Origin of the sequence: Paenibacillus hodogayensis (genome assembly GCF_039536325.1) — a bacterium.
Lineage (GTDB): Bacteria > Bacillota > Bacilli > Paenibacillales > NBRC-103111 > Paenibacillus_AB > Paenibacillus_AB hodogayensis.
Genome location: NZ_BAAAYO010000021.1, coordinates 415,051 through 432,274 on the forward strand (window position 1 = coordinate 415,051; position 17,224 = coordinate 432,274).

Below are 17,224 nucleotides of genomic sequence, written 5' to 3' on the forward strand. Positions count from 1 at the left end.
CCTTCTGGGGACAGCCTCTTTTTCATCCATATTAGCCCCGCAGGATGGCCCCGTCGTGCTGATTCCCGAGCCTGCTGGATATCGCCGATCAGATGGAGCGCTGGCTGAATGAACGGGGAGCGGACGGTTTCAACGTTTTGTTCCCGTATTTGCCAGGAGGCATGGACGACTTTGTCGATCATGTCATTCCGGAATTGCATATCCGTTTCAAGTCTCCACCATTTCCGCATCCGGGGGCATAGTGACGGCATCGAGGGGACGGCTTATGTCGATGAAGGGACAGTTCTTACGTCCGCCGGTGTTTCTGCGGGCATTCAGCTCTCTCTTTACCTGGTTGGCCGGATGCTGGATGCGCCGACTGCGCTCCATACGGCGAGATTGATGGAGTACCAGTGGCGTCCGGAACAGTAAATGCGACTGACCGTTGACCACCGGGAGCATGCGGCTATGCATGGCTGTTGCAGGTAAGAGGTCTAGCTAACGTAACATTTGAAGCAAATAACTATCCGTTACGTCAAACATGAAACGCGTATTTCGCTGCTTCTAAGCATCGACATTGCCTTCCGGCTGAATGATGCGGAAAATGCGAGAATCGTGTGAAAAACTATCCCCTTCAATGTTCTCCATTAGGAAGATAATGTGAAAGACAGGGTGTCGCCCGGATGAACCGAGTTAGTAAAAGGGCAATTTCGGCAGGGGGGAGCATTTTATCGGTCATGAACCAATGCTGGATCAGACCAAACTGGGCTGAGCCAAGATAAGCTATAATATAAGCCGCAGGCTGAGCAGACCAGCTAGATTTCGGATGGTCATGCTTCGTACTATTTTCATACATATGCTTTCCAATAAGGTACTGCAGCTGGTCTCTTAATTCGATGGGAGCAGACGAATGAAAGACTGCCTTGAAAAAATAAGTGTAACGGTGCATATAGTCAAACGCTTCAGTGTTGCCGGAAAAGGTAATTGCTCATCCGAAAGCTGCATCAATTTCTCCAGCAGGCGCGTACTGGTATACAAGTTAGCCTTTATGCCCTGGGCGGCGGAATGTATGGTTTAATTGAGAAAACCTTAAGTTTCAGGGGTTGTGTTTACTTGACTAAATGGTCATCCACTATTTACCATATCGTGGTATGATGAGGTTTAGATATTGCTTTGGGATACGAAGGAGTGGGAAGGAGGAGGGATGCAGCGTGTGGGCCCGATGGGGGCGTTATCAGAAAGAACGCATGTTCTGGCGTGTTGTGGGCAGTTTGTTCGTCAGCCTGATTGCACTGGTAATCGTTGTGGCAGCCAGTATGCATCACTTATTTGGGTATACGTATCAGAAAGTGATCGACTATGAGCGCTTCCAGACGGCGGCAGAGCTTGCTGCAGCTTCCCCGGTCATTGTCAAAGCGACTGCAACCGCAGATGCGGCGCCTTACGACCTCCCGTATGATCACTATACGAAAACGAAAGTTACGATCAACGAGGTACTTCAGGATGAGAGCGGTTCGCTGCAGCCCGGCGGAACAATGACGGTGCTAGAACAATATTGGATCAAAGGGCGGGCGATGTTTCCGAAACAAACGGTCTACAATGGCAACTACTATTCGAAGCTGGTTCCGGGTGCATCTTATTTGCTCTATTTAGCGGAAGCGCCGCAGCATGATAGCTACTGGACCGTAGCGTTCCATCAGGGGAAATATAATCTCGATCGCAAAGACATGCTGGAGCGGCGTATGGAGAAAAAGGATCCGCGCTATGGCAGATTGAAGCAGTCGGTGCTGGCGGCGTATGCCGCAAGGCGTGAAACGGCCTCACCGCCGAGTCTATAGAGGGGCAACAGAGTTCATAATGCATCCAAAGCTAGCGAGCAAAAATCATTAACTCTAATGACTTGACCCAGTAAAAGATGGGTCAAGATTACGGCTAACCATTGCAAGGATGTAAATTTGTTTGCATAATATATATTATGTAAACAAAAGCAGCACAAGCTTGAACGCAAAAATAAAGCATGCGAATCATGAAGTTGATTCGTATGCTTTACTTTTGTTACAAGGAACCTTGCGTTCCGCTATCTCGATATTCGCTATCGGCGGTTTCCGGCGGTTTGCCGCGTATCCGCTCCGCACGGGCGGTGATCGATCGGGCATAGTCGGAAGGCGTCATGTCCATGATGCGTTTAAACTGTTTGGAAAAATAATGGAGACTGCTGTAACCGAGCCGTTCGGCGATTTCCGAAACGGTCGCCGAGCCTTCGCGGATGAGCCGTTTTGCCTGCTCGATTTTCAGCCTGTTGAAATATTCCATGACGCCGATGCCGTGCTTCGCCCGAAAAAGCGCTTTCATACGCGTGCGGCTAATCGCGAACTCCTCGCAAAGCTGATCGAACTTGAAGCTGCGAGCGAGATTGTTTTGCAAATAACCAACCACGGAGGAGACGAATTCGTCCCCTTGCTGCTCGACCGAGACGGAAGACAGCTTGGCTTCGTCCTTGCCCGTATCCCCTTTACGGATCAGCTCGATTAGCAGAATTTCCAAGTAATTGCGGATTAACTGATCGCCGCCGAATGCGGCCCCGTTCCGCTTGCTCGGGCATCCGGCCAAATGGGGCGAGTTGATAGGCGGATCGAACGACTGCATCCCTTCCTGGACGATGCGGGACAGCAGCAGCCGCTCATTCTCATGCAGACGGAACGACTTGTCCTCGAAAAAAGCCATGCACGGCGCATTACATTCGAAAGAGAGAATAATGAGATTGGGTGCGGTGCTGTTAAATGCCCTCCCCCCGTGGAACAAGTTCGGCTTGTAGAAAATGATGTCCCCCTGCGTCAAATGGCGCCGTCCCGAGTCCGTAAACACTTCCAGCTCTCCATTATCGATATAGACGAATTCCCAGAAGTCATGCTTTTCCCCGCTCGTGTAAAACCACTTGGGCATCTCTCGGTAATAAAAAGTAACCAATTTGCGAATAGCGAGCTCTTCCCCGAGCACGTATCTCGGACGATCCGAACTTTCCATCACAATCGCTCCCCGACCAAAATGGCAAAAGGTTGGACCCAGGCCGCAAAGCCATACGGCCGGCATGCCCTTATTATATTTCATAGGGTGGCATATTGAAATATAGGGAAAGGGTGGTTGGCATGGAAATGATCCGGATCGGATTAATTGGCTGCGGCGGAATGGGAGGAGGCGGGCACGCCAGCGGCTTGCTGGCGCTCGGCGACCGGGTGAAGGTGACGGCCGTCTGCGATATCGATCCTTCGCGGGCGCAGGCCGCGGCCGAACGGCTGGGGGCCCAGGTTGCGGTAACGGATTACAGAAAGCTGTGGGAGCATGTCGATGCGGTCTTGATCGCTCTGCCTCACGATCTGCATGGCGAGATCGGTCTTGACTGTCTGGAGGCGGGCAAGCATGTGCTGATGGAGAAGCCGCTTTGCAATACCGTGGAGGAGTGCCTCCGGCTAATCGAGAAAGCCGAGAGCAAGCGGCTCGTGTTGATGACCGCGTATCCGGTCCGCTTCTGGCCGATCATCAGGGAGATGAAACGTCTGGTCGAGGCGAAGACATACGGGGAAGCGTTTCATATGTCGATCTGGACCGAGCAGTTCACGCAGTTTCCTCCGGGGCATTGGACCGGTTCGGCCGATCAACTGGGAGGGGGCCAGTTGTTCAGCCACGGTTGCCATTATATCGATTTGATGCTCTGGTTTCTTGGGCGCCCGGTCAAGGGCTTCCATATGGGGACGAATTTTGGCACCCCTTGGATGGAGCGCGAAGGAACGAGCGATCTGGCGATCGAATTCGAGAGCGGAGCCGTCGGCTATCATTTCGGCACGTGGGGTGCACGCGGGACGCGGCTCGGCTACAGTATCCATATTCACTGCACCGCAGGCATGCTGGAGTACAACCGGGCGGAGGGCAAATTGTATCTGCACTCCAACATCGCGGCGGAGAAAGCCGATCTCGACACGTCGTCGAAGACGCGCTTGCTGATGGAAGACAACCATCCCGGCAAAAAGACGCAGTATGAGACGGAGCATTTTCTCGAATGCATCCGGACGGGCAAGCGGCCGTTGACCGACGGTCCGGGCAGCCTGCAGGGGCTTCGGGTCATTTGGCGGCTGTACGAAGCGGAACGCGATGGCAAAGCGGCCGACTTGAGAGGACTCGGATTGGAGGAATACGCCTATGCCGACGCTTAATCGAAGCTTGCTCGGACTATCCGGCCTCGCCGCGGCCATGGTGCTGATTGCCGGCTGCTCGGACGGTAAGGCGGGACAAACTCCTGCCGATCCGGGCGGGGCGAGCGAGAAGAAAAGCGCAGAGCCCGTCGAGCTCGTGTTTCACACAAACTCCGGAGGGGCCGTAGAAGGCTTTAACAAAACGTTCGGGGATCGGATCAGCGCCAAGTTCCCCGACTACAAAATCTCCTACGTCCAGAGCAAGCAGGGCAGCACTCTTGCGGAGCTGATGGCGCAAGGCAAACCGGTCGATATTCTGTATCAGACCGACGCCTACTACTTTGAGCTGGCAGATAGCGCCAAGCTGCAATACGACATGACCGAGCTGGTCAAAAAGCACGGAATCAATCTGGGCGCCATCGAGCCGCAAGTGCTCGAAAGCTTGCGGAAATCGGGAAGCGGCAAATTGTATGCGCTGCCAATAAGCAACTTGACTCAGGTGATGTATTACAACAAAGGCATATTCGATAAATTCGGCGTCCCTTATCCGAAGGACGGCATGACCTGGGACGAGACGCTAGAGCTCGCCAAAAAGCTGGACCGGGAAGAGCAGGGGCAGCAATATTTTGGTTTCGCCGCTTCGCCCGCGCACATATTGGGCAACAACCAGCTGTCCCTTCCTTATGTGGACATACAAACCGAGAAGGCGACGTTTCTGAACGAAGGCTGGAAGCGGCTGATCGACACGTATATCGTCCGCCCCGCGCAAGGTCAAGGTTACCAGAAATATATCGCCGAGAAAAAGAAGCTCCCGTACCGGCTTGAATTTACCGATACGCCGCAAATTGCCATGTTCGTGTTCAACTCCAACTTCCCGTTCTCGATCCCGAATATCGACGCCATCGACTGGGATCTGGTCTCTCTGCCCACATTCGCGGATAAGCCAAAGATCGGGTCGCAATCGATGCCCGTCGTATTCGGCATTACATCCACCTCCAAGCATAAGGACGCGGCCATGGAGGTTATCCAGTTTCTGATATCCGAGGAGACGCAAATCTCCGAGTCGAAAAAAGGCATCATGCCCGTCTCCACAACCGACGCGGCCCGCAAAGCGTTCGCCCAAGATACGCCGTTCAAAAACAAAAACTGGAATGCCCTTTACTACAACCAGATCGCCCCGGGCGTACCCAAAAGCAATTACCAACTGACCGTGGAGAAATCGTTCACCTCGTTCGTCCAGCAAATCGTCGAAGGGAACAAGGACGTAAACACGGCAATGCGCGAGGCGCAGGAGCAGGCAGACAAAATTATCGCCGAAGCCAAGCAGAAGAAATAACGTCAAGCGCCCTCGTCCCTTTTGGACGGGGGTCTTTTCCGCATGCGGTGAAAGTTCTCGACTCTATTCATAGGCTGCAGCGGTGAATCAAACTCCCGACTAAATTGGCAAAACGTTGGCCCTAGGCGGCAAAGCTTTATGCACCCGTTCGATTTACTATAAAGAGAGACCTGACGATAGGACGATACCTGAAGGGCAGCACGGACGGCTCGGGGCAAAACATCGTAGTCGGGCCGGGATCGAGCAGGTTTGGTCAAAGGAGGTGAACATCGATCGGCGCAACGAGCAAAAATCGCCAAGTCAAAGGGATTTTGTAAGCGTTATCATTATGGAAAACTATTATTTGGAGGGAAGATCATGTATGGGTCCAATTCAAATTCGAACCTTATGAGGAAAACCGGACCGGTCGGCGTAAAGGCGGCTCTGCTCGCCTGCTTGCTGTCGCTCCTGCTGCCCTTGCTCGTTCCGACAGCCATTCCACGTGCGTTCGCGGCCGAAATCGGCGACGATCTGATACACAACGGCGGATTCGAGCAGAGCGAAGACTCCATTCCGCTAAGCTGGATCCCATTCCAGAGCTGGAGCAATCCGGAGCTGGCGCTTACGCCAGACGCCGCCCGCACGGGAACGAACGGCTTCCGTATCCAGACGCAGCAGCAGACGAAGCCGTGGATCGCCCAAGACATTGTTGTAGAGGAAGGTGTGACGTACGAATTGTCGGGCTGGCTCAAAGGCTTTGACATGGAAGGAGCCGGCGCCGGCTTCAAGCTGGAGTTTTACAAGAACGGCCAGCGGACGAGCGCCAATCATATACTCGGCTACGATTCGACGTACAGATTATTGCCGCCGGATATAACAGGGGATTGGCAAAACCTGAAGCTTACGTTCACCGCTCCTCCGGAGGCGACGATCCTGTGCCTCTTTGTCCGGCAGTACGGAACGGGCACCGTTTATTTCGACGATATCTCGATCGTGCTCAAAAAGCAGCGGGCCATGATCGAGCTCACGACCGACGAGTCGTTCTATTACGCGGAGCTGACGGAAGGCCGGGTCGGCGCCTCTTTCTTCTCGAAGGATGGACATTTGGAGAACAAGTCGGCGGAAGCGCGCATTTATCGCGAAACGTCGGGCGTTACGATCGCGACGTACGGTCCGGTCGCCGCGGATCAGCCGCTCGACTTTCTATTCGATCCGACGCTCATGCTCAAGAACGAGCCTTATCGCGTAGAGGTCCGGTTGCTGGACGCGATCGGTACGGAGCTGGAGAAGGCCGGGGAGACGGTGTACCGGATTGACAGGCCGACGATGCTTCGCGAGGACGGTACGATCATGGTGGACGGCGAGCCGTTCTTTCCGATCGCGGCTTACCATGTTCGCCGGACCGATTACCCGTATGTCGGCCTTGCCGGGGTCAACACGGTACAGGGCGGCGTCACCGACAAAGTCAGCGTCATGAGGGGCACGCTCGATGCGGCCCAGCAGAACGGCCTGAAGGTGCTCGTCCCGCTCTATGCCAACATGAACGTGAAGGAAAACGTTTATTTGACCCAAGATTTCGTGACCAATCTGAAAGACCATCCGGCTGTACTCGCTTGGATGATTATGGACGAGCCGATTCAGAACAACAAGACGAAGCAGGAGCTCGCCGATGCGTACCGGCTCATCCGCTCCCTCGACAGCAAGCACCCGACCTATATGGTCGAAGCCCCTGCAGCCGCCTACGAGACCGTGTCCAAGCTGACGGATCTGTTCGCCACCGACGTTTATCCGTTTCCGTATAGTCCGATTTCGGCCGTCGGGGAGAGCGCGATCCAGGCCAAGCAAGCCGCGGGGAACCGCAAGCCGGTCTTGAACGTCCTGCAGGCGATGTACAACCCGCCGGTTTGGCCGCATTTGCCGACGATCGGGGAGCTGCGCAATATGGCTTACCAATCGCTGCTGAACGGCGCTCAAGGCATGGCCTATTACTCCTTCAACGAGAACGGCTTCGAGTTGCGGCAATCCGCGCTATGGCCGGGTCTCGTCGAATTCCGCGAAGAAGCGGAGTTGATTGGCGCACTAATCACGGGCGCAGAGCGCATCGGGCATGGACAAGGACAAGATACGTATTGGACGCTGTGGCGGGATGGCGACGAGCTGTATGCCTCCTCGGTCAACACGAGCGGGCAAGCCCGCCAGGTTACCGTTCCTCTCGGCATAACGGGGTACCGTTCCGAACTGCTGTATGGCGATTCGCACACGACCCGGGACGAGCAGGGCGATGAGCTTGTGATCGGACTCGGTCCTCTGCAGTCGCTCACGTATCGAGTTACTCCTTTCCTGACCTTGATAACACAAGCGTCCGACACGGCCGACGGGGCTGCCGGACTGTCGAGCGACGCGTATTGGAGCACGAGAATAAGCCAGCTTGAGGCCAAATCCAACGACATGGCCGCTTCGCTGCAAAGCTCCGTACCGGATATGGCGTCGGTATCGGGAGATGCGGTCGATGCTCTCGGTCTCGTCGGCGAGTTGACCGATTGGGCGGCTCAACTCGCGGACGGAAGTACAAAGCAGCAAATCGTCGCCGCATTGAAGCAAATCGGGCAAGCTCTGTCTCCGATTGCCGGAGCGTACGTCAAGGCGAAACTCGATTTGGCGGGCGGCCGAATCGTCGGTCAGGAGCAGCCTAACGGACTGACGGTCAGCCTTGACAATGGCGCTTCCGTTGATTTGCTGAATGTGCAAGTCACCGTGAACTATCCGGAACCGTTCGGCGCGCAACCGGGCGTTTGGACGAAGCCCCTGCTCGGCAGCGGCTCGGCAAGCTCGGAGACGTTCGACTTCCGAATCGGCTCGCCCGTGCCCCAAGGACGCTACAGCCTGAAGGCGAGCATCGAATTCGAGTACGCGGACAAGCCGGGCATTCCGATATCCGTCGAGCATTGGATTACCTACGACTATATGGATTTACTCGTGGCCGAATCGCTCACACCCGTCATCGAAGCGAATAAAGGCGGCGAATATCCGTTTACGGTAAGCTTGTCCAGCAATGTCTCCCGGGATTTGCAGGTTATGCTCGAGACGGAATCGCCGCCGGGATTCGCGATGCAGCTGCCCGCCGGGCTGACGCTTTCCTCCGGCCAACAAACCGCGGTTACCGGAACGGTTTATTTGCCGGCGGGCGTCACCGACGGCATATACGAAGCCGCGATTCGCGTCAAAGCCGACGGCAAGCTGGTTCGTTCGCTGCCGCTTCCGATTGTCGTAAATCACAATCTGTTGGCTAACGGCGGCTTTGAAAAGGCTACCGCACTCGGCACGGCGCCGGAAGGCTGGGTAATGCGCCAAGGCGTATGGACGCGTGACGCGTCGCACACTGGCGACTACTCCGTCTCTTTGCTGCCGGACCCTTCCAATATTTGGAATATCATAGCATCGGGCATCATCCCGGTACAAGCCGGCAACAAATATGCTTTGCGCGGATGGGTCAAAAACGGCTCGGCAACAGGGGAGGTCGCGATCGGACTCCGACAGAGCAATAACAACAGCTCCACCACGATTAGCTATACATGGAAACCCGTGCAAACTTCTTCGAATTGGACGCTGTACGAGCTGGAAATCATGCCGGCTCCGAACGCCCAATACGTGCAAGTATTTCTGAAGATGGATCAGCAGACCAATGGTGCGGCCTGGTTCGACGATTTGTATGTCGAGGAAATCCCTTATGAGCCCGAATACGCATTCGATGCCGAAGCGGTGCCCGCTGCCGTTGTCGCGAGGGAGGGAGGCCAGTTCCCATTCTCCTTAAACGTGACGAGCAACGTTCCCCGCAGCTTGCAGGTGACGCTCGATGCGGATGCGCCTGCGGGTATGACCGTGCAGCTGCCTTCCCAAATTTCGTTGCCCGCCTATCAGCTGACGACCGTAACCGGCACCGTTTATGTGCCGTCAAGCGTTACCGGCAGCGTGTATCAGGCGACGATTCATCTGACTGCGGAAGGACAGGTCGTCCGCTCCGTGCCGTTCGCGGTCCGGATCGACAGCAATTTGCTGAAAAATCCGGGCTTCGAGCAGCCAAACGCCCAGGCGACGGGACCCGCGAACTGGCTGATGCGGGCCGGCTTGTGGACGCAGAGCGAGAAACGAAGCGGTTCCTACTCCGCCTCCATTGCGCCGGACCCCGGCAATGCGTGGAACATCATCGTATCCGACCTTATCCCGACTGAGCCGGGAAGCCAATATATCGTGCGCGGATGGGTGAAAAACGGCTCGACGACGGGCAGCGTATCTCTCGGTCTGAGACAGGTCAAGGAGGATCTCGTCTCCACCGTCAAATACACGTGGCACGCGACCCGGAACAATACGGACTGGACACCCTATCAATTCGAAGTAACGCCGTCCTCGACGGCCAAATATGTACAGCTTTTTCTTTGGTCGGACGCGGCTGCGAACGGAACTTCTTCGTTTGACGATCTGGTCGTGGAGCGTATTCCGCTTCCTTGACAACCATACCAGCACCGTACGTAAAGAATTATAGGGCGGTCGGGTTATAGAGGTGTGTGATGGACAACCTAAGGATGAGGAAACTCGAACACTCTGGGCTATAAAGATTTATGAACAGCTTCAGTAGAATAAATGCCACGTAAAACGCGGCTATTGGGTTCTATAGGGATAAAGTTCTTGTCACATCGATGTGACAAGAACTTTATCCCGTTGGCGCTCTTTTAGGCTTGTTTCGACCACAGGAGTATGACTGTAAGCTTTGCAAAGTTTACTTTTTTCTCGTAAAACCGTGTCTCTTCGCACCCCACGCAATAATTAACGCAATAAGAAGCAGAATGATTAATACGCTCGGGAACGACTGGACTCCAACGAGCTCCAGTAATGTACCACCTACAATACCTCCGCCGGCGATAGCCAGGTTCCAAACCGTAGTATTAATCGGCATCACGATATCCACGCCTTCTTCACCGCTTGCTTCGGCAAGCGCGGTTTGCAACAGTGTGGCAGCACCGCCAAAAGTAAGTCCCCAAAATGCTACAGCCGCATAAACGAAGGATGCAGATGTGGCACCCGTCCATAGGGCAGCGGACACCAGCAGGAAACCGAGAAGACTGATCAATACGAGCAGGCGTAGGTGACGGTCGACCAGCAGGCCAACGATCCAGATGGAGAAAAGCGCCACGATTCCAAAGACCAGCAAGACTAGGTCAACACGTCCTGCGAGTCCCAAGGGCTCAAGAAACGGTGCAATATACGTATATAAAATATTGTGTGCCAGCATCCACGTCAGCACCACCATGAGAATCGGACGGATCCCTGGTAAAACAAACACCTGACCGATGCTCATTCTTTTATCGGCAGGCTGCCCTGGATAATCCGGCACCTTCCACTGTACCCATGCAAGTAAACCAAGAGTCAGAAGAGACATAAGTCCGAAAACGAGTCGCCAACCGATCAAATCGCCGAGCAGGGTGCCGACCGGTACACCGAATGTAAGAGCAATTGGCGTTCCCACCATCGCGACTGCCAAGGCTCGTCCTCTTAATGTATCGGGTACCATGCGCCGTGCGTAACCGGCAATCATTCCCCATGCAGCACCGGCAGAAACACCGGCGAAAAACCGGGCGATCAGTGTTAGAACATAACTGCTCGACAAAGCGGTTATCGAATTGAAAATGAGAAAACCTACTATGATAGCGAGCAGAAGCGGACGACGCCTGAACCTGCCGGTAAACATGGCAAACGGAATCGCCGCTATGATGGAACCAACAGCATAAGAAGTTACGAACTGACCAGCCATCCCTTTACTAATATTTAACCCTTCGGCGAGATGCGGTAGCAAGCCAGCCGGTATGGTTTCGGTAAAGATGCAAATAAATCCTGTCATCGCAAGTGCGAGTAGTGAAAGCCAGGGGAGTCTGGCAGGGAGGTTGTCCGATTGAACCACACTCGTTGATGATGAAAATTGAGACAAAATAATTCCCCCTTAGAATGAATATACTTATGGATCGTTCGTTCTATATATTAAATTCAATGACCTCCCCTTGTCAATGACTTTTGGATCGATTAGTATAAAAATAATAAAGGGGGTCATTTTATGCCACGAACAGGACGCCCTCGCGCTTTTAATCGTGAGGAAGCGGTTGTTGCTGCGATGCTTCTGTTTTGGGAACACGGTTTTGAGGCCACTTCACTTGCTCAGCTGCGCGCAGCGATGGGAAATATATCGGCAGCGAGTTTTTATGCGGCGTTCGAATCCAAGGAAGGGCTGTTCCGCGAAGCAGTGGATTTCTATATCTCAACTTATGGACAGGTATCGGAAAGTTTCAGGGATAGAAGCGTGACATCGAGAGCAGCCATCGAGGAGGGGTTACGGCGATCCGCACAGATGCAGACAGAGAGGTCGCATCCTCTAGGCTGCTTGATTAATTTGTCCGCTGTGGCCTGTTCTCCTGAGCTGGAACACATCCGAGAGCTGCTCTCCAAGGAACGAGAGAAGGTACGCGGCTGGCAGAAAGATTGTATAGAACGGGCCATAGCAAATGGCGAGCTGCCCGAATCTACGGATATCCTTATGCTGGTTACCTTGTTTGACACCTTTCTTAGAGGGATGTCCTCACAAGCCAGGGATGGTGTTCCTCTTGAAGTAATGAATGCTGCCATAACGCAGCTAATGAGTATATGGGATGGGCTATCAGTAAGGGTGGGGGATCGAAGCAACGTTTAAGATGGGACAAGTCAGGGGAGAGTGATGGGAGGTAGAGAATAAGGGGGTATTATGACGAATGATAAGACCATGCAGCCATACAGCCGCATGTGGTTAGCGAGGAGGGGCATAATGTGTATGTACAGCCGCTAGTGCGGGCGCGCGTTAAGATACGTAACTGGACAAAAAAAGGACTCTTGCGGAGTCCGGTCTTTGTGGAGTTTCTGGTATAGCCCCCTCTGACCTCAACGGCCGGAGGGGGGGTGTATGGGGGCAAGGAGGAATTGCAGGTCGCACTTTAAACTATGCAACAGACGGTACTAAAGACTGGGCGGCAGATTAAATAAGAAATCCTCTCGAAATGACTACCAGAAGAATGAAGAGAACGAGGATGATTGCTGTCGATGTCCCAAAACCTCCACAGCTAAAACCGCCAATTCCGCCAATACCACTCATGCTTATTCACCCCCCCATTTTCCTTTTTAACTACATCCACATCGTATGAGCGAGAATTTATTTGGTTTGGACTGTTGCACACGATGCGAATGATTTAGGTATTTGTTGAAGTTGGGAAATCCGCAGCCATACGACCATCAGGTTACACCTCGACGCTTTTATCCCGCGCAAGCATTACTGTATTCAACCACGTCAACTCCGTCTGCGTCAGCTCACCGCGCGATCCCGATATACCCACCTATGATAGTCCCCAACCAGCTCCAGCAAATACAGGCCGTGCAGAGCCTTACCGCATTGCCATTCTTCCAGCTTCATGATCTCGTCCTCCTCCGAATCCGGCTCCGGGCCGGTCAACTCTTGCCAGTACGCAAGATCGTTCTTGATTTAGCCCTTAATCAGAAGCCGTACCAGGAGGGAGAAGAAGCCCATCTCCCCAATATGGTTCTGTTGGAAACGCTCGAAACGGCTGATGTCGAGATTTGGGATATCTTCAGCCCGGAGGCAAAGGTGTTTATTCGACCAAACGCAAGTCTGAGCGATCTACGGCCGGACATTCACAAAAATGTCCTCGCCTTCCCTCCACGGAAGGTACTTCATGAGGGCGCGTCGCTCAAATATATTACGACAGCCGTTTCTATGCCTGACAGCGACTTTTCCGGGATTACGGGTTTCAAGTTGAGCGGGAGATACCCGAAGGCGATATACGAAGAGACCATCAAGCCGGTATTGTAAGCCAGCAGGGGAGGTGAATATATGTCCACACCTGGAAGAAATGATCATGAGGATCTGGACAGGTATCACGAATCTCATGCTTGTTCTATTCTGATATCATACAATGACCCCTATGAATGGTAGCTGTCGATAAAAAGACCGTAGAATATGGGAAATCATGAATACTGGAAATGAATATATTAATGCAGATGGGGTGGTTGAATGGTTACCATTAATAAGGTATTGGTTGTGAACAGAGGAGACGAAAATGATGGAGAACATTAATGACAGGTTAAAAGAAATACAGCGAAACATTGACGAAATGAATATCGGTGATTTTTATGTCATTAGTACCGACAATGCTGGGAATGTTGTTGTGGCTGGCAGCTTTGATTTTAGCTACTATCACAATATCGAGATTAACTTCCACAAAGTTTCATTTGTTTCTTGTCCTATTAGCCTGTTTAAGATTGATACAATTCGTTTAGCAAGCGAAGAAGAGTCCAAGCAACTCGGTGATTGGTCTTACGGGTATCACGAAGGGACTGTCATTTGTCTTGAGGATAAGGTCTATAAACACAAGTTTTTTCTTGCTTGCTCAAATGTTACTTATACCAAAAGAACAGTCTATTACTATAAGCGGAATGACCTTAAGCATGATGAGACTATAGCGAACTGGGTTCGATAAATAATTGAACTAACGGAGACGATTGTTATAACTGAATTGAGGCTAAGGAGGGTCAAACAATTTGGTATCGTTTCTTCCAAATGCTGAGACGCGATCTAAATGAAAATGTTGAAGGCTGGGAGAATCCAACATTGGAAAGCTTTCTGGAAGCAATGGCTACCTGGTTGTATGATACTGAAACCATTCCTGATACACCAACTTGGGGAACCCTCGCAATTTATTTACTGGCTGATAAGGTATAATTTGAGCGGGATCGATCAAAGAGTCGTTCATTGAATTTTTTCGATTAAGGTGGTTATATATGTCACTTAAACATGTGCCACTCCGAGTTCCTAGCGGTTGGAGAGTAAGATTTAATGAATTTACCGAGGCAGATTCTGACTCTTTTGTTGACGAGTATCATGAGCAATTGTGGGAGTTTAAGGAGGATCTCCTACAGTTTGAGTATGATGATAAACGAATTCTGGATTTAGGTTGGTATCCTGAATTTAATCCCAAAGGGAGATATAAGCTTGTGCTAATTGACTCGGCGAATAATGGAGAACGTGATCGGGAAAATCCCATTTATGTTTTTGAGTCGAGAAATGTTAAGGAAATTATCGAAAAAGTAGAATTTTTATTAACTGAGGTAAGTAACGGTAGGCTTTAAACGGCCGTTCCGTTCATTTGCCTAGGCGGTGTAATATGGGATTTGAATCGCAACTTCGCCTATTACCATAAGAAAACTGGTAAATTGGTTGGTATGGATTCCATTCACCATGAGCATTTTCAACTTAAGGAAGATCATGAAGGACTCAACTAACGGGAACGATAGTTCAACCAAAACAGGTGCAGACCGCCCCGTGGCAGCTGTTCCATATTTATTAAGCTCCAACCCGGATGCTAATTTTATGCTAAAATGGTCTTATTACAATTCGGAGGGAAGCGCCATAATGCGCGAGGCACAGCGGAACCAAATTCGGAATGTAGGCATCTTCGCCCATGTCGATGCGGGCAAAACGACGACGACCGAGCACATCTTATACGAAAGCGGACGCATTCGCACGCTCGGCAGCGTTGATGACGGCACAGCGCAGACGGATTGGTTGGACGTGGAGCGGGAGCGTGGTATTTCGGTGCGCGCTGCGGTTACCCGATTCGTCCGGAACGGTGTTCAGGTGAATCTTCTCGATACGCCTGGACACGTGGATTTCCTGTCTGAAGTGGAACGGTCGCTGCGAGTAATGGACGGAGCGGTTCTGATCGTTTCCGCGGTTGAGGGCGTGCAGGCACAAACAGAATTGATTTGGCAGGCGCTACGAGATCTCCGCATACCGACGATCGTGTATGTCAATAAGCTTGATCGAGTCGGGGCCGACCCTATGCGCACGTTCAAAAGCATCCGCCGCCTGCTGTCGGACGGAGCAATACCGATTCAGGCGCCGATCGGGGCTGAGGAGGATTTTGCCGGATGCGCGGATTTGCTGCGGGAAGAAACGGACACACTCCCAAGTGAGGCCGAGTTGTACCGCGAACTGCTTGTCGAGACGGTGGCCGAACAGGCCGAAGAGTTGTTGGGGCGTTATATCGAGAAAGGGTATCTAACCACGGCAGAGTTACTGCGGCCGATTAAGGATGGTATTTTCCGTTCGGAGCTATTCCCGGTGCTGTTCGGTGCCTCGAATCGGGGGATCGGCATTCCTGAGCTTATGGAAGCAATCTTGCGATGGCTGCCTGGCCCACTAGGGGACTCTGCGGCACCGGTTGCGGGTATCATCTTTAAACTCGAGCGTGACCCGGACATGGGCAGAATCGCTTATGTGCGCTTGTACAACGGCACGCTTCGCAACCGCGATACAGTACATAATGTGACGCAAGATATTCAGGAGAAGGTTACCCAAATCCGGAAAATCGATGTCCGTAAGTCGGAGGACGTTGGAATTCTGCAGGCCGGGGATATAGCAGCGGTTTACGGTTTGAGCCGAGCGCGTATCGGCGATATCGTCGGCACAGCTACAGGAGTTCCCGATGAGCGCAAGCTGGCCGTGCCACTGCTGACGGTGCAGGTGCGATGGCGCAGCGAGGCTGAGTATCCGAAGGTGGTGGCGGCGTTTCAGGAATTGGCCGACGAGGACCCACTTCTCGACGTGCAGTGGCAGCCAGAGGACCGGGAGCTGCATTTGAAGGTAATGGGACCGATTCAGATGGAAGTGCTCGCTTCGGTGCTGAAGAGCCGGTTCGGGCTCGAAGTCGCCTTCGATCGTCCTTCAGTCATCTATAAGGAGACTCCAACCATGGCCGGCGAAGGGTTTGTTGCTTATACGATGCCAAAGCCGTGCTGGGCCATTTTGCGTTTCCGGATTGAGCCAGGGGAAAGGGGGACTGGTCTGCAGTACAGCTCTATGGCGAGGCCGGAACGCCTACTCGAGAGTTACCAGAACGAGGTCGCGCGGCGTGTGCCCGAGGCGCTGCAGCAAGGGCTGCGCGGTTGGGAGGTCACCGATTTGAAGGTTACGCTCGTGGAAGGCGAACATCATGTGTGGCATACGCATCCGCTTGATTTCGTAGTAGCGACGCCGATGGGCATTATGAACGGTCTCGTGAACACCGGTACCAACCTGCTCGAGCCGCTTCTGCATTTTCGCCTATCCGTTCCGGAGGAATACGGCGGCAAGGTCATGACCGAACTCATTGTCATGCGCGGCGAGTTGGATTCGCCGGTGATCCGCAGTGGGCGGTTGGAACTCAAGGGTGTGATACCAGTCGCGACGTCGCTCGATTTTCCGGCTCGGCTCGGATCGATGACAAAGGGGCGAGGCATTCTGTCTACAACGTTTGCGTACTACAGGGAATGTCCGCCGGAAGTTTACGCGGAGCGTAAACGCCAAGGCGTCAATCCGCTAGATCAAGCCAAATATATTTTGTCCGTACGTAATGCACTATGACTGTACTAATGTTTGATCAACTATCGAGAAGAAGAATTTAATAAACAACCAGAACTAGGCTGCCGGCATGAACGCAGCCTAGCCTACGTTCACCTAACGGGCAGCATTCCTATAATGAAGAAATGCGAGGAAAGCTCCCCGCCAAGTTCGAAGCCGCAACTTTGTGTCGTCCCGACAACAATTTCCTTTGGGGTATATATAAGCTAAAAAAATTGATTACATACTTTAGACTTTAACACAAACTACTTCAAC

15 protein-coding genes are annotated in these 17,224 nt (G+C 52.7%); 11 read left to right on the top strand and 4 right to left on the bottom strand.

Going from position 1 to position 17,224, the window contains the following annotated elements; all coding sequences use genetic code 11:
• The first annotated feature begins 171 nt into the window (after positions 1-171).
• The gene (locus tag ABD796_RS34770) at positions 172-411 is read left to right on the top strand and encodes a type 1 glutamine amidotransferase family protein (RefSeq protein ID WP_344917240.1); all 240 of its coding nucleotides are present in this window, start codon (positions 172-174) and stop codon (positions 409-411) included.
• 202 nt (positions 412-613) lie between these two features.
• Here the strand turns inward: ABD796_RS34770 and ABD796_RS34775 are convergent, their stop codons facing one another.
• A complete protein-coding gene (locus tag ABD796_RS34775; RefSeq protein ID WP_344917242.1) occupies positions 614-928 on the bottom strand; it encodes a TetR-like C-terminal domain-containing protein in 315 nt (104 codons plus the stop codon).
• Between the two features lie 262 nt (positions 929-1,190).
• Here ABD796_RS34775 and ABD796_RS34780 point away from each other — a divergent pair, with 262 nt between their 5' ends.
• Positions 1,191-1,817 (top strand): hypothetical protein, encoded by a 627-nt coding sequence (locus ABD796_RS34780; RefSeq protein ID WP_344917244.1) that lies wholly within the window; start codon positions 1,191-1,193, stop codon positions 1,815-1,817.
• Between the two features lie 217 nt (positions 1,818-2,034).
• Here the strand turns inward: ABD796_RS34780 and ABD796_RS34785 are convergent, their stop codons facing one another.
• Entirely contained in the window at positions 2,035-3,003 is a 969-nt protein-coding gene (locus ABD796_RS34785) for an AraC family transcriptional regulator (protein WP_344917247.1), read from the bottom strand.
• A 122-nt stretch (positions 3,004-3,125) separates the two neighbouring features.
• Between ABD796_RS34785 and ABD796_RS34790 the strand changes: the two genes are divergently transcribed.
• From ABD796_RS34790 to ABD796_RS34800, 3 genes are all read left to right on the top strand, one after another.
• Positions 3,126-4,187, top strand: a complete 1,062-nt coding sequence (locus tag ABD796_RS34790) for a Gfo/Idh/MocA family protein (protein ID WP_344917249.1) — start codon at positions 3,126-3,128, stop codon at positions 4,185-4,187.
• Positions 4,174-5,502 (top strand): ABC transporter substrate-binding protein, encoded by a 1,329-nt coding sequence (locus ABD796_RS34795; RefSeq protein WP_344917251.1) that lies wholly within the window; start codon positions 4,174-4,176, stop codon positions 5,500-5,502. Before ABD796_RS34790 ends, ABD796_RS34795 begins: the two co-directional genes overlap by 14 nt.
• A gap of 357 nt (positions 5,503-5,859) precedes the next feature.
• Complete coding sequence (locus ABD796_RS34800; RefSeq protein ID WP_344917253.1) at positions 5,860-9,987, top strand: carbohydrate binding domain-containing protein; 4,128 nt, start codon at positions 5,860-5,862, stop codon at positions 9,985-9,987.
• 268 nt (positions 9,988-10,255) lie between these two features.
• On the opposite strand, the gene ABD796_RS34805 is transcribed toward ABD796_RS34800, so the two are convergent.
• Positions 10,256-11,461 carry an MFS transporter gene (locus tag ABD796_RS34805; protein ID WP_344917256.1) on the bottom strand — a complete coding sequence of 402 codons (1,206 nt, stop codon included), beginning with the start codon at positions 11,459-11,461 and terminating at the stop codon, positions 10,256-10,258.
• A 123-nt stretch (positions 11,462-11,584) separates the two neighbouring features.
• Between ABD796_RS34805 and ABD796_RS34810 the strand changes: the two genes are divergently transcribed.
• Positions 11,585-12,214, top strand: coding sequence for a TetR/AcrR family transcriptional regulator (locus tag ABD796_RS34810; RefSeq protein WP_344917258.1), 630 nt, complete (start codon positions 11,585-11,587; stop codon positions 12,212-12,214).
• A gap of 318 nt (positions 12,215-12,532) precedes the next feature.
• Here ABD796_RS34810 and ABD796_RS34815 read toward each other — a convergent pair whose 3' ends face one another.
• Positions 12,533-12,649, bottom strand: a complete 117-nt coding sequence (locus ABD796_RS34815) for a YjcZ family sporulation protein (RefSeq protein WP_344917260.1) — start codon at positions 12,647-12,649, stop codon at positions 12,533-12,535.
• Positions 12,650-13,006: 357 nt separating this feature from the next.
• Between ABD796_RS34815 and ABD796_RS34820 the strand changes: the two genes are divergently transcribed.
• The 5 genes from ABD796_RS34820 (at position 13,007) to ABD796_RS34835 (ending at position 16,972) form a co-directional block, all read left to right on the top strand.
• Positions 13,007-13,381, top strand: a complete 375-nt coding sequence (locus tag ABD796_RS34820) for a hypothetical protein (protein WP_344917262.1) — start codon at positions 13,007-13,009, stop codon at positions 13,379-13,381.
• A 250-nt stretch (positions 13,382-13,631) separates the two neighbouring features.
• Positions 13,632-14,048, top strand: a complete 417-nt coding sequence (locus ABD796_RS34825; RefSeq protein WP_344917264.1) for a hypothetical protein — start codon at positions 13,632-13,634, stop codon at positions 14,046-14,048.
• Between the two features lie 59 nt (positions 14,049-14,107).
• A complete protein-coding gene (locus ABD796_RS35780; protein ID WP_425566979.1) occupies positions 14,108-14,290 on the top strand; it encodes a DUF7660 family protein in 183 nt (60 codons plus the stop codon).
• 59 nt (positions 14,291-14,349) lie between these two features.
• A complete protein-coding gene (locus tag ABD796_RS34830; protein ID WP_344917266.1) occupies positions 14,350-14,697 on the top strand; it encodes a hypothetical protein in 348 nt (115 codons plus the stop codon).
• Positions 14,698-14,980: 283 nt separating this feature from the next.
• Complete coding sequence (locus tag ABD796_RS34835; protein ID WP_344917268.1) at positions 14,981-16,972, top strand: GTP-binding protein; 1,992 nt, start codon at positions 14,981-14,983, stop codon at positions 16,970-16,972.
• The last annotated feature ends 252 nt before the right edge of the window (positions 16,973-17,224 follow it).